Below are 13,482 nucleotides of genomic sequence, written 5' to 3' on the forward strand. Positions count from 1 at the left end.
CCGGGGGTCGTGCCATCGGGGGGGCGGGTGTCGGGCATGGCGTCAGCCTTCGGATGTGGTCACGGTGGCCAGCGGTGCGCCCGCGGCTGCGCCCTCGTCGACCTCGTCCGGGCGCACGGTGTCGCGCACGGCCACGGGGCCGCCATCGCGCAGGCTCTGCACGCCCTCGCGGACCACCAGATCGCCGGTCTCGAGGTCGGCCTGCACCAGCACGCTGTTGCTGGTGCGCTGGACGATCCGCACCGGCACCCGCACCGAGGTTTCGTCGCGCACGGCCCAGACAAAGGCCCCTTCGCGGCCCCACTGGATCGCCAGCGGGTCCACCGCCGGCAGCATCTCGCCCGGCAGGGTGACCGAGATCGCGAAGGCCATTCCCGCGCGGAGGGCGTCGTCGGGGTTTGCGATCTCGGCCTCCACCGTCAGGCTGCGGCTGGCGACCTGCACGCGGCTGTCGATGTTGCGGATCTGACCGTCGAGGTCGGTGCCGAAGCTGCCCAGCGGCTGCGCCACGATGGCCGTGCCGGGGGCGAGGTCGCGCACATGCCGCTCGGGCACGAGGAACGACACCAGCAGCACCGAGCGGTCGTCAATGCGGGTGATCTCGGAGGCGGTGGTGACCTGGTTGCCGACCTCGGCGGGCACGAAGCCGACGATGCCATCGATGGGGGCGACGATGTCGCGCCGCCGCAGGTCCAGCGCGGCCTGGGCCAGCGACAGTTCGGCGCCGCGCACGGCGCGTTCGGCGTCGCGGATCTGCACGTCACTCGCGCCCACGCCGCGCAGGCTCCGCAGGCGGACGGCGGTGTCGCGGGCGTCCTCCAGCATCAGCTCGGCGCGGTCCAGCGCGATGCGCTCGGCCTCTGCATCCAGCCGCGCCAGCAGGTCCCCGGCGGTCACGCGATCGCCCGGGCGCACCCGCACCTCCACCAGCCGACCGGGGGCCTCGGGGGTGACCGCGACCGACCGCAGGGCCTGTCCTGTGCCGATGGCCGACACCGTGGCGGTGCGCTGCGTCGCGATCACCTCGGCGGCGATGACGGGGGTGGGGCCACCGGCCATTCCGGGCGGGCCGCCGGGGCCGCCCGCGGCCTGCGGCGCCTCGGCCGGGGTGATCCCGATGGCGGCCAGCGCATCCAGCGTGCCCGTGGCCTCCAGAACCGGCCAGACGCCCACGCGCTCCAGCATCGGGCGCGCCTCGGGCATCCAGGCGATCCACGCGATCAGGGCTGCCAGCGCCACGACGGCCGACGCCACAACTTGCTTCCACCAGGCCATGGGCGGCGCTCTCCTCCAGCTCAGGCTGCCCGACGGAATATGCGGCCAGCGGCGGCGCAAACAAAGAAAAAGCGCCCCGCCCGCTGTGCAGGGGGCGACGCATCTGCGCAAGCGTCTGTATTTCGGGTGTTTGCCTCCGTTTCACAAGGGGGTGACACGGGGGATGACGCGGGGGATGACACGGGCAGGGGTGAAACCGGCAGGGGTGACACGGCACGCGGTCGCGGGCGTGCCGTGTCGATGCGCGACATGTGTCAGGCGCGTGTCAGCAGCGCCTCGCCGGCCGAGACCTCGCAGCTGCCCGGACCTTCCTCGACGTTGAGGGCGGTGACGGTGCCGTCCTCCACCAGCATGGCATAACGCCGCGAGCGCGACAAAAGGCCCACGGGCGGCGCGTCGAAGGTCATCCCGATGGCGCGGGTGAACTCCGCGCCGGCGTCGGACAGCATGGTGATGCCGGCATTGGTGGCGCCGGTCGCCTCGCCCCAGGCCTTCATCACGAACGGATCGTTGACCGAGACGCACAGGATCTCGTCCACGCCCTTGGCGGCGAAGGCATCGCCGGTGCGGATGAAGCTGGGCACATGCGCCGAATGGCAGGTGGGCGTGAAGGCGCCGGGTACGGCAAAGATCACCACCTTGCGGCCCTTGACCTTGTCGGACAGGGCCACGGTGGCGGGGCCGTCATCGCCGATCACGGTGAAGCTGGCATCGGGCAGGGTCGCCCCTTCGGTAATGGACATCTGCGGTTCCCTTGTGTTGGTCGTTGGCATGGTATGTTGACGCGTGCCGCCGGAGATATACACCGCCCCCGGCGGGTCGGCCAGCGGCCGGGCCCGTACGCGGCGCAACGGAGGGGTCATGGCGCAGGAACACATCGTGGTGGTGGGCGCGGGGCAGGCCGGTGCGGCGGTGGTCGCGCGGCTGCGCGCGCTGGGCTTTGACGGTGCGCTGACGCTGCTGGGCGCGGAACCCGCGCCGCCCTATCAGCGCCCGCCGCTGTCCAAGAAGTACCTGACGGGCGAGATGACCCGCGAACGGCTGTTCCTGCGCCCCGCCGCGTTCTATGCCGACCAGGACATCACCCTGCGCACGGGCGCCGCGGTGCGGACCATCGACCGGGCTGCACGGACACTGACGGTGTGTACCGACGGCGCGGGCGGGGGGGAGACGCTGCACTGGGACCGGCTGATCCTGGCCACCGGTGCGGCGCCGCGCAGGCTGCCTGCCGACCGGGGCGGGGCGCTGGCGGGTGTGCATGTGATGCGCGATCTGGCCGACGTCGACGCCATGGCCGGGGCGTTCGTGGCGGGACGGCGGCTGCTGGTGGTGGGGGGGGGCTACATCGGGCTGGAGGCCGCCGCCGTCGCGGCCACCCGGGGCCTCGATGTCACGCTGCTGGAGGCCGCGCCCCGCATCCTGGTCCGCGTCGCCTGCGCGCAGACCTCGGACTGGTTCCGCACGCTGCACACCGCCCACGGCGTCAGGATCCTGGAAGGCACGGCGGTGGCACGCCTGACCGGCACCGATCACGTCACCGGCGCCGATGTGGCGGGCGCGCACATCCCCTGCGACCTCGCGGTGGTGGGGATCGGCGTGACCCCACGCACAGCCCTGGCCGAGGCCGCCGGGCTGGAGGTCGCCGACGGCATCGTGGTGGATACGCTGGGCCGCACCTCGGACCCCGATATCTGGGCGGCGGGGGATTGCGCGCTGTTTCCCCATGGCGATGGACGGCTGCGTCTGGAAAGCGTGCAGAACGCCATCGACCAGGCCGAGGCGGTGGCCGCAAACATCCTCGGTGCCGCCGTGCCCTATGTGCCCCAGCCGTGGTTCTGGTCGGACCAGTACGACGCAAAGTTGCAGATCGCGGGCCTTGGCCAGGGCGCGGACAGTATCGTGGTGCGTGACGCGGGCGACGGGCGCAGCCATTGGTATTTCGCGCAGGGTCGGCTTATCTCGGTCGATGCAATGAACGATGCGCGTGCCTACATGGTGGGCAAGCGGCTGATCGAGGCCGGGCGCAGCCCGGACCCTGCGGCGCTGGCGGAGCCTGCGACTGACCTGCGGGCGCTGCTGCGCGACTGACGGCGGGGTTTCCCCGGTCGCAACGATAGGGGCAAAACCCCGGTATTGTCCTGTCTTTACCGCAATTCTGCCCCATTTCGGCGGCTTTCTGGCCGCATGCCGGACGAAGCCGGCGGACAGCGCGCGGGGACGGGATGGATCGGTTGACCGAGATGGAGGCCTTTGCCACCGTGGTAGACCAGGGCGGCTTCACCGACGCGGCGCGCAAGCTCGGGATCTCCAAATCGGCGGTGTCCAAGCATGTCTCGGCGCTGGAGGCACGGCTGGGCGCGCGGCTGCTCAACCGCACCACGCGGCGCGTCAGCCCGACCGAGATCGGCCTGATCTATTACGACCGCGCCCGCCGGGTCATCACCCAGGCCGGCGAGGCCGACGCGCTGGTTTCGGCCATGCAGAAGGCGCCCTCGGGGGTGTTGCGCGTCGCGGTGGCGGCGGATTTCGGCGCGGCCTGCCTGGCGCCGCTGCTGGCCGAGTTCCTGCGCGCCTATCCCGAGGTCACGTTGGATGTGGTCCTCGGCGACGGCCCCGTGGAGATGATCTCGGAGGGTTTCGACGTCGCGATCCGGGTCGGCCCGCTGGAGGATTCCAGCCTGCGCGTGCGGCGCATCGCGCGTACCGCCCTGCGTCTGGTGGCGGCGCCGGGCTACCTGCAGGCCCACGGCTGGCCCATGCGGATCGAGGACCTGACCGGGCACCGTCTGCTGCACGCGTCCAGCCAACCCTCGGACCATGTCTGGCGCATCGCCATGCCCACCGGCGAGCGGCGCCAGATCCGGGGCACCGGGCGGGTGACGATCAACGATGGCGCGGCGCTTCTGGACCTCGCGGTGGCGGGGTTCGGCATCGCCCGCCTGCCGGGGTTCCTGTGCGGCCCCGCCCTGCGCAACGGCCGCCTGCGCGAGGTCCTCTCCGACCTCCCCCGCGAAGACCTCGCCATCCACGCCCTCACCCCCCCGGGCCGGTTCCCGCAGCCCAAATCCACGGCGTTCGTCGACTTCCTGGCGACCCGCTTCGCAACGGTTCCGCCGGACAGCGTCTGAGGTTCCGTGCACAACCCCATTGCCGAACCGCCCGGCGGTATGATGAAGCAGATGCGCTGGGGGCGCCAGAGGAGCGGGCATGACGGTGGTGGAGGTCAGCTATCTGGGGTTCGCCGCGCTGGGGGGCGTGGCGGTTGCGGTCCTGCCGGTACGGGTGGCGATACTGCTGGTGTTTCTGGGCGGGTGGCTGCTGCTGCCGGTGGGGGTCTATCCCGACAGCGTGGCCGAGGCGACGTTCCCATGGTGGATCACCGGGGTGGCGGTGCCGTCCGAGATGCTGCTGACCAAGGGCTGGGTGGCACCGGTGGTGGCGCTGGGTTGGGCGCTGGTCCGCGACGGGCCGCGGTTGCTGGCCTGGCGGCCGTCGCCGTTCGACCTGCCCGTGGTTCTGTGGTGCCTGTGGCCCGCCGCCAGCGCGCTGACAGTGGCGGAGCCCGACCCCGCCGCGCTGGTGGCGGTGGCGTATCTGGCGGGCACCTGGGGCGCGCCGTGGATGCTGGGGCGGGTCTGGTTCGCTGACTCGGACGGGCGGCTGACGTTTCTCAAGGGACTTGCGCTGGCGGGGCTAGGGTGTCTGCCTTTCGCAGTGCTGGAGGGTGCGCAGGCGCCATGGCTCTATTCCTATCTGTTCGACGACCATCCGTTTCAGACGGTCGGCCATGGGCGGCCATTCGGAAGCCGCCCGCTGGGCTTTTTCGAGGACGGCAACCAGTATGCGCTGTGGATCGCGCTGTGTGCGGTGGCTGCCGTCTGGGTCGGATGGGTCGAGGCGAGGGCCGGCGGTCGCGCGGTGTGGCCGATCCTTGGCGCGGTCGTTGCAGTGATGGCGCTGGCGGCGCAGGGGCGCGGGGCAATTTTGCTGATGGCGCTCTGCCTGGTGCTTCTGGTGCTTTGGCGGTTCCGGCTTGGGTGGGGAGTGTTCGTCGCCGTCACAGGAGGTGCGCTTGTCATCGCCGGTCTCCACGTCAGTGGGGTTGTGCCGATCCGCCAGATCATACGTGGGACCGAGGCAGGGCGACAGTTTCTGGTTGCCGCCCGTGAGGCAGGACTCGGGACGGTCGCGTGGCGGATCGGTCAGGATGTCCGAACCCTCGACCTGATCCTGGAGGCGCCGTGGTTCGGGGCCGGGCGGTGGGACTGGTCGCACGGCAGCGGGACGCGGCCGTGGGGGCTGTGGTTGCTCGCGGCGGGGCAGTATGGGCTGGTGGCGGCGGGGATGGCACTTCTGGCGCTGGTTGCGCCCGCGCTGGCGCGGCTGCGGGACTGGCGGCGCCGGAGGGTCTGGCGCGCGCAGGCGGCGGCGGTTCCGCTGGCGCTGATCGCGCTGGCGGCCATGGCGGATGCGTGGCTGAACTCCTGGCTGTTCTTTCCCGCGCTGGTGGCGGCCGGGGCGCTGGTCGTGCCCACGGCCGCCGATCGGGGTGACCCGGCCGCCTGAGGTCCTCACATCGCGTCGGCGATCAGCGCTTCGGCGGTGGCCTGGGTCAGGGGGATGGGGTTGCCGCCGGCGGTGGGGTCGCGCAGGGCCATGGTGGCCAGTTCGGGGATGCGGGCGGCCTCCACCCCCAGCGCGCCGAGGCCCGACGGCATGCCGAGGCGGGTGTTGAGGTCCGCGACGAAGGCCGCGAATCCGTCGAAGCCGCCCGCCACGCCCAGATAGGCTGCAGCGCGCTCGATCCGGTCCTCGATCGCGGGGCGGTTGAAGCGCAGCACGGCGGCCATGGCGGCGGCGTTGGTGGTGCCGTGGTGGGTGCCGTAGATCGCGCCCACCGGGTGGCTGATGGCGTGGATGGCGCCGAGGCCCTTCTGGAACGCCACAGCGCCCATGGCGGCTGCGGCCATCATCTGCGCGCGCGCCTCCAGATCGCGGCCATCGGCGAAGGCGCGCGGCAGGTATTCCTTGACCAGCCGCATCCCCTCCAGCGCGATGCCCGCCGACATCGGGTGGAAGGAGGGCGCGCAATACGCCTCCAGACAGTGGGCGAAGGCGTCCATGCCGGTGCCCGCGGTGATCGCGGGGGGCATGCCCACGGTCAGCTCGGGGTCGCAGATGACCACCGATGGCAGCACACGGGGGTGGAAGATGACCTTCTTGGTGTGGGTCTCGGGGTTGGTGATGACGCTGGCGCGGCCGACCTCGGACCCGGTGCCGGCGGTGGTGGGCACGGCCACGATGGGGGCGATGCCGGCGGGGTCGGCGCGGGTCCACCAGTCGTCGACATCCTCGAAATCCCACACCGGGCGGGTCTGGCCGGACATGAAGGCCACCATCTTGGCCAGGTCCAGCCCCGAGCCGCCGCCGAAGGCGATCACCCCGTCATGCCCGCCCGCGCGGAACGCCGCGACCCCGGCCTCCAGATCCTGCGAATCCGGGTTGGGCGAGACGTCGGCGAACAGCGCGCGGCCCAGACCGGCGGTCTCCATCAGATCCTGCATGCGCGCGGTGATCGGCAGGCCGGCCAGACCGCGGTCGGTGACCAGCAGCGGCCGCGTCATCCCCGCGGCGGCACAGGCGTCGGCGATTTCCGCCACGCGCCCGGCGCCGAAGCGGATGGCGGTGGGATAGGACCAGTTGGCGCGGGGCGTTTCGGGTGTGGTCATGGGGTACCTTGTGGGGCTGGATGTCAGGGTCGGCGCAGGTGCCAGGATTTCGGGCGCGTGAGCATGTGATAGCCGATGGCCGACAGCGCGCCGCCGCGCCCGGTGTCCTTGCATCCCGTCCAGCACAGCGCGGGGTCGAGGTAATCGGCGCGGTTCATGAACACCGTCCCCGTCTCGATCCCCGCGCCGATGTGCAGCGCGCGCTCCAGGTCGGTGGTCCACAGGCTCGCGGTCAGGCCGTAGGGCGAGTCGTTCATCAGCGCCACCGCCTCGGCGTCGTCGGCGACCTTCATGATGCCGACGACGGGGCCGAAGTTCTCCTGCTGCATCAGGCGCATGTCGTGGGTGACGCCGGTCAGGACCTGGGGCGAGAGGTAACAGCCCCCGTCGTCCGCCGCCGCGACCGCCAGATGCGCGTGCGCGCCGTCGGCGACCGCCTCGGCCACCTGGGCGCGGACCTCGTCGGCGAGGCGGCGCTGGGCCATGGGGCCGAGGGTGGTCTCCAGGTCCAGCGGGTTGCCCAGGCGCAGCTCGGAGCGCGCCCAGCCGACGGCGCGTTCGACAAAGGCGTCGTAGTGGCGGGCGTGGACATAGATCCGCTCGATCCCGCAGCAGCACTGGCCCGCGTTGAACATCGCGCCGTCCATCAGCCCCGCCACCGCGGCGTCCAGATCGGCGTCCTCGGCGACATAGCCGGGGTCCTTGCCGCCCAGCTCCAGCCCCAGCGCGGTGAAGGTGCCGGCGGCGGCACGCTCGATCGCGCGGCCCCCGGCGACCGATCCGGTGAAGTTCACGAAGCCGAACGCCCGGTCCGCGATCAGCCGCGTGGTGGTGGCGTGGTCGAGGAAGACATTGGCGAAGACATCCTGCGGCACGCCCGCGGCGTGGAAGGCCTGCGCCATCCGTTCACCGGCCAGCAGGGTCTGGGTGGCGTGTTTCAGCACCACCGCGTTGCCCGCGATCAGCGCCGGGACCACCGTGTTGACCGCCGTCAGGTAGGGATAGTTCCACGGCGCGATCACCAGCACCACGCCATGGGGTTCGCGGGTGATGCGGCGCAGGGCGGCGGGGCTGTCCTCCACCACCTCGGGGGCCAGGGCTGCCTCGGCGATGGCGGCCATGTGGGTGGCGCGTTCGTTCACGCCGCCGAATTCGCCGCCGTAACGCACGGGGCGGCCCATCATCCACGCCAGTTCCGGTACGATGGCGTCGGTCATGGCGCCGAGGCGCGCGATGCCGTCCGTCACGAGTGCAGCGCGTTCGGCCAGCGGGCGGGCGGCCCAGGCGGTTTGCGCGCGGCGGGCGCGGGCGACGGTGGCGGCGGCATCGGCGTGCGACAGCACCGGGCGTTCGGCGTGGACCGAGCCGTCGATGGGCGAGATGCATTTCAGGGTGGCGGTCAGGGTGGTGGTCATGGTGGCCCCTCAGGCGCGTTCGAATCCGCGGGCGATTTCCCAGTCGGTGACGACGCGGTTGTATTCCTCGACCTCCCAGCGGGCGGCGCGGACATAGTGGTCGACCACCGCGTCGCCGAACGCCGCGCGCAGCAGGCCCGAGCCCTCCAGCCGGTCGGCGGCGTCCCGCAGGGTGGCGGGGATGCGGGGGACCTCGGCCTCGTAGGCGTCGCCGGTGAAGGCGTCCTCCAGCGCAAGGCCGCGTTCGATCCCGTCGATGCCCGCCGCGATCAGGGCGGCGGCGGCCAGATACGGGTTCAGGTCCGACCCGCCGATGCGGCACTCCACGCGCACGGCGTGGCTGTCCTCGCCGCACAGCCGGAAGCCGGCGGTGCGGTTGTCCACCGACCAGCAGATCCGGGTGGGCGCGAAGGTCCCCGCCTGGAAGCGCTTGTAGGAGTTCACATAGGGCGCCAGGAAATACGTCACGTCGGCGGCATGGGCGAGCTGGCCTGCCATCCACGAGCGCATCAGCGCCGACATCCCGTGCGGGGCGCTGGAGTCGAAGAACGCGGGCTTGCCCTCCAGCGTCCACAGCGACTGGTGGACGTGCGAGGATGAGCCGCCGTGCGAATGGCTCCACTTTGCCAGGAACGTCAGGCCCCGGCCCTTGGCCCAGGCGATCTCCTTGCAGGCGTTCTTGACCAGCACATGGGTGTCGGCGGTCTCCAGCGCCTCGTCGTAGCGGATGTTGATCTCGCCCTGGCCCGCGTCGGCCTCGCCCTTGGTGTTCTCCACCGGCACGCCCGCACCCGCCAGGCCGTTGCGGATGGCCCGCATCACGTCCTCTTCCTTGGTGGTCTGGAAGATGTGGTAATCCTCGTTGTAGGCCGAGAATGTCGCCATCTGGCGGTAGCCGTCGGCCTGCAGGGCCTGGTAGCTCTTCTCGAACAGGTAGAACTCCAGCTCGGTCGCCATCATCGCGCGGTAGCCCATCGCCTCCAGCCGGGCGACCTGGGCCTTGAGCATGGCGCGCGGGCTGTGCGGCACCTCGCGGTGGGTGTGGTGATCGAGGATGTCGCACAGCACCAGCGCGGTCCCCTCCAGCCACGGCGTGCGGCGCAGCGTGGCCAGGTCCGGCTTCAGCACATAATCGCCGTACCCCCTGGTCCAGCTGGCGGCGGCATAGCCGGGCACCGTGAACATCTCCAGGTCGGTCGCCAGCAGATAGTTGCAGGCGTGGGTTTCCTCCCACGCGCGGTCCACGAAATGCTGGGCGTGGAAACGCTTGCCCATCAGCCGCCCCTGCATGTCGATGCCTGCGACCAGAACGGTGTCGATCTCGCCGCTGGCGACGGCATCCTGAAGCTCGGCGAAGCTGAGATTTCCGGGCATGGGCGCTCCTGCTGGATGGTTGGTGCGACATGAGCAGCCCGGCGGGGCGGCGTCAATACGGGCCGGGGTGTGCGGCACTTGCGCAACACCCCGGCGCTGCCCATTTCCCGCTTGAGGCCCGAAAGTGGGTGTGCCGCCGGATGCGGGCACCCCGTCACCCGGGTGCTTGTGCAAGGAGACGACGTGATGAACATCGAGAAGTTCACCGAACGCGCGCGGGGCTTCCTGCAGGCCGCGCAGACCATCGCGATGCGTGAAAGCCACCAGCGGCTGACGCCGGAGCATCTGCTCAAGGCGCTGATGGACGACGACCAGGGCATGGCCGCGAACCTGATCCGGCGCGCGGGCGGCGCGCCCGAACGGGTGACGCAGGCCGTGGAGCTTGGCCTCGGCAAGCTGGCGAAGGTGTCGGGCGAGGGGGCGCAGGTCTATCTGGACCCCGCCACCGGCCGCGTGCTGGACGAGGCCGAGAAGCTGGCGACCAAGGCCGGCGACAGCTTTGTCCCCGTGGAGCGCATCCTGATGGCGCTGGCGATGGTGAAATCGCCCGCCAAGGACGCGCTGGATGCGGGCGCGGTCACCGCGCAGGCGCTGAACGCCGCGATCAACGACATCCGCAAGGGCCGCACCGCCGACAGTGCCACCGCCGAGGAGGGTTACGAGGCGCTGAAGAAATACGCCCGCGACCTGACGGAGGCCGCCCGCGAGGGCAAGATCGACCCCATCATCGGCCGCGACGAGGAAATCCGCCGCGCCATGCAGGTGCTGAGCCGCCGTACCAAGAACAACCCGGTGCTGATCGGCGACCCCGGCGTGGGCAAGACGGCGATTGCCGAAGGGTTGGCCCTGCGCATCGTCAACGGCGACGTGCCGGAGTCCTTGCGCAACAAGCGGCTCATGGCGCTGGACATGGGCGCGCTGATCGCCGGCGCCAAATACCGCGGTGAGTTCGAGGAGCGCCTGAAATCCATCCTCAACGAGGTCACGGCGGCGGCGGGCGAGGTGATCCTGTTCATCGACGAGATGCACACGCTGGTCGGCGCGGGCAAATCCGAAGGGGCGATGGACGCCGCGAACCTGATCAAGCCCGCGCTGGCGCGGGGCGAATTGCACTGCATCGGCGCCACGACGCTCGATGAATACCGCAAGCATGTGGAGAAGGACGCGGCGCTGGCCCGTCGCTTCCAGCCGGTGTTCATCGCCGAACCCACGGTGGAGGACACCGTGTCGATCCTGCGCGGCATCAAGGAGAAGTACGAGTTGCACCACGGCGTGCGGATCACCGACAGCGCGCTGGTGGCGGCGGCGACGCTGTCGCACCGCTACATCACCGACCGCTTCCTGCCCGACAAGGCCATCGACCTGGTGGACGAAGCCGCCTCGCGCCTGCGCATGGAGGTCGACAGCAAACCCGAGGAGCTGGACGCGCTCGACCGCGAGATCCTGCAAAAGCAGATCGAGGCCGAGGCGCTGAAGAAGGAGGACGACGCGCCGTCGCGCGACCGGCTGGAGACGCTGGAGCGCGAGCTGTCGGACCTGCAGGAACGCTCGTCCGAGATGACGGCGCAGTGGCAGGCCGAGCGCGACCGCCTCGCCTCCACCCGCGAGGTCAAGGAGCAGCTGGACCGGGCGCGCGCCGAACTGGACCAGGCCAAGCGCGAGGGCAATCTGGCGCGAGCGGGCGAGCTGTCCTACGGCATCATCCCCGGGCTGGAGCGGCAGCTGGCCGAGGCCGAGGCCCGCGAGGGCGCCGAGATGGTGGCCGAGGCCGTGCGCCCCGAACAGATCGCCCAGGTCGTCGAACGCTGGACCGGCGTGCCCACCACCAAGATGCTGGAGGGTGAGCGTGACAAGCTTTTGCGCATGGAAGAGGCGCTGGGCCGCCGCGTGATCGGCCAGCATCAGGCGGTCAAGGCCGTGGCCAACGCCGTGCGCCGGGCGCGCGCGGGGCTGCAGGACGAAAACCGCCCGCTGGGCTCGTTCCTGTTCCTCGGGCCCACCGGCGTCGGCAAGACCGAGCTGACCAAGGCGCTGGCGGAGTACCTCTTTGACGACGACAAGGCGATGGTCCGCATCGACATGTCGGAGTTCATGGAGAAGCACGCGGTGTCGCGCCTGATCGGCGCCCCTCCGGGCTATGTCGGCTATGACGAGGGCGGCGTGCTGACCGAGGCCGTGCGCCGGCGCCCCTATCAGGTGATCCTGTTCGACGAGGTCGAAAAGGCCCACCCGGATGTCTTCAACGTGCTGTTGCAGGTGCTCGACGACGGGGTGCTGACGGACGGGCAGGGCCACCGTGTGGACTTCAAGCAGACGCTGATCGTGCTGACCTCCAACCTCGGGTCCCAGGCGCTGGGCCGCATGGCCGAGGGCGCCGATCCGGCGGCGGCCAAGCACGAGGTGATGGAGGCGGTGCGCGCGCACTTCCGGCCCGAGTTCCTCAACCGGCTGGACGAGACGGTGATCTTCGATCGCCTGAGCCGCGAGGACATGGACGGTATCGTGGAAATCCAGCTCGGGCGTCTGGAAAAGCGCCTCGCCAGCCGCAAGGTGGTGCTGGACCTCGATGCGGGGGCCCGGACCTGGCTGGGCGACGAGGGCTACGATCCGGTCTATGGCGCGCGCCCGCTCAAGCGGGTGATCCAGCGCGCGCTGCAGGACCCGCTGGCCGAGATGATCCTGGCGGGCGACGTGGCCGACGGGACCACGATCCCCGTGACGGCCGGACCGGAAGGGCTGATCATCGGCGACCGGCTGGCCACCTCGCGGCGTGAGCCGCCCGAGGCGGCGGTGCTGCACTGAGCCACCCCGCGCCGCCGGTGCGTTGCCCCGGCGGCGCGGCTGCGGTAGGCAGGACAAAAGCCAAAGGGTGCCCATGTCCGTTTTCCGCACGTCCCTCGCCGTTGTCCTTGCCGGTGTCCTGCTGGCGGGGTGCAACAGCGCGCGGGATCTGGACGACCCCACCGTGCCGCTGGGCGATTTCTACTTCGGCCACAACATCGTGGTGGCCGAGAACGCACAGCGCGGCCCGCTGTCGCGCGAGGCCGGGGCCGAGGAGTGGGAGGAGGTGTTGCGCTCCGAGATGGACCGCCGCTTCCGCCGCTTCGACGGCGACCGGCTCTATCACCTCGCCATCGGGGTGGAGGGCTACATCCTCGCGGTGCCGGGCATCCCGGTGGTGGCGTCGCCGAAATCCGCGCTGATCTTTTCCGTCAGCGTGTGGGACGACGCCGCGGGCGGCCGCATCAACACGCCCCACCGCATCACCGTCCTCGAAAGCGTCTCGGGGGGCAACCTGATCAGCTCCGGCCTGGTGATGAGCCGCGAGGAGCAGATGCAGGACCTGGCACAGAACGCCGCCCGCAGCATCGAGGTGTGGATGCGCGACAACATCGACTGGTTCGGTGGCGATCCCGACGCAGGCAGCCTGCCGCCACCGCGCGATCCGCTGCCGGAGGCGCTCCTCAACTCCCCTTGATTTTCTTCGGGCCACCGGATACGTCGCGCGCGTCACGGAACCGGGCCCCTTGGCGGGGCTCTTCAGAAATGGGGCGCCGCACCAATGGCCAAGGCAAAATTCGAACGGAACAAGCCGCACGTGAACGTTGGCACCATCGGCCACGTGGACCACGGCAAGACGACGCTGACGGCGGCGATCACCAAGTACTACGGCGAGTTCAAGGCGTATG

General features: G+C 70.8%; 11 protein-coding genes. 6 read left to right on the forward strand and 5 right to left on the reverse strand.

Features of this window, described 5'->3' with window-relative positions; all coding sequences use genetic code 11:
- Nucleotides 1-42: 42 nt before the first annotated feature.
- Complete coding sequence (locus tag CCR87_RS02925) at nt 43-1,275, reverse strand: efflux RND transporter periplasmic adaptor subunit (RefSeq protein WP_201155991.1); 1,233 nt, start codon at nt 1,273-1,275, stop codon at nt 43-45.
- 254 nt (nt 1,276-1,529) lie between these two features.
- Nucleotides 1,530-2,018, reverse strand: a complete 489-nt coding sequence (locus CCR87_RS02930) for a peroxiredoxin (RefSeq protein WP_201155993.1) — start codon at nt 2,016-2,018, stop codon at nt 1,530-1,532.
- Nucleotides 2,019-2,136: 118 nt separating this feature from the next.
- On the opposite strand from CCR87_RS02930, the gene CCR87_RS02935 reads away from it, so the two are divergent.
- The 3 genes from CCR87_RS02935 to CCR87_RS02945 all read left to right on the forward strand — a co-directional run bounded on the left by CCR87_RS02935 (nt 2,137) and on the right by CCR87_RS02945 (nt 5,841).
- Nucleotides 2,137-3,363 carry an NAD(P)/FAD-dependent oxidoreductase gene (locus CCR87_RS02935; RefSeq protein ID WP_201155994.1) on the forward strand — a complete coding sequence of 409 codons (1,227 nt, stop codon included), beginning with the start codon at nt 2,137-2,139 and terminating at the stop codon, nt 3,361-3,363.
- Between the two features lie 134 nt (nt 3,364-3,497).
- Nucleotides 3,498-4,403, forward strand: a complete 906-nt coding sequence (locus CCR87_RS02940) for a LysR family transcriptional regulator (protein WP_201155996.1) — start codon at nt 3,498-3,500, stop codon at nt 4,401-4,403.
- 79 nt (nt 4,404-4,482) lie between these two features.
- Complete coding sequence (locus tag CCR87_RS02945) at nt 4,483-5,841, forward strand: hypothetical protein (RefSeq protein WP_201155998.1); 1,359 nt, start codon at nt 4,483-4,485, stop codon at nt 5,839-5,841.
- A gap of 5 nt (nt 5,842-5,846) precedes the next feature.
- Here the strand turns inward: CCR87_RS02945 and CCR87_RS02950 are convergent, their stop codons facing one another.
- Genes CCR87_RS02950 through CCR87_RS02960 form a run of 3 tightly spaced genes read right to left on the reverse strand, consistent with a single transcriptional unit; the run spans nt 5,847 to nt 9,793 of the window.
- Nucleotides 5,847-7,004 (reverse strand): iron-containing alcohol dehydrogenase, encoded by a 1,158-nt coding sequence (locus CCR87_RS02950; RefSeq protein ID WP_201156000.1) that lies wholly within the window; start codon nt 7,002-7,004, stop codon nt 5,847-5,849.
- 23 nt (nt 7,005-7,027) lie between these two features.
- The gene (locus CCR87_RS02955; RefSeq protein WP_242511821.1) at nt 7,028-8,419 is read right to left on the reverse strand and encodes an aldehyde dehydrogenase family protein; all 1,392 of its coding nucleotides are present in this window, start codon (nt 8,417-8,419) and stop codon (nt 7,028-7,030) included.
- A gap of 9 nt (nt 8,420-8,428) precedes the next feature.
- Nucleotides 8,429-9,793: a glutamine synthetase family protein gene (locus CCR87_RS02960; RefSeq protein ID WP_201156002.1), complete on the reverse strand. Its 1,365-nt coding sequence runs from the start codon at nt 9,791-9,793 to the stop codon at nt 8,429-8,431.
- Between the two features lie 186 nt (nt 9,794-9,979).
- Between CCR87_RS02960 and clpB the strand changes: the two genes are divergently transcribed.
- The 3 genes from clpB to CCR87_RS02975 all read left to right on the forward strand — a co-directional run.
- Nucleotides 9,980-12,595, forward strand: a complete 2,616-nt coding sequence (gene clpB / locus CCR87_RS02965) for an ATP-dependent chaperone ClpB (protein WP_201156004.1) — start codon at nt 9,980-9,982, stop codon at nt 12,593-12,595.
- A gap of 73 nt (nt 12,596-12,668) precedes the next feature.
- Nucleotides 12,669-13,271 carry a hypothetical protein gene (locus CCR87_RS02970; RefSeq protein WP_201156006.1) on the forward strand — a complete coding sequence of 201 codons (603 nt, stop codon included), beginning with the start codon at nt 12,669-12,671 and terminating at the stop codon, nt 13,269-13,271.
- 84 nt (nt 13,272-13,355) lie between these two features.
- Nucleotides 13,356-13,482: GTP-binding protein (locus CCR87_RS02975; protein ID WP_242511822.1), on the forward strand; the 127-nt coding region annotated here is incomplete at its 3' end.

The sequence above is a fragment of the Rhodobaculum claviforme genome (genome assembly GCF_016653255.1).
Classification (GTDB): domain Bacteria; phylum Pseudomonadota; class Alphaproteobacteria; order Rhodobacterales; family Rhodobacteraceae; genus Rhodobaculum; species Rhodobaculum claviforme.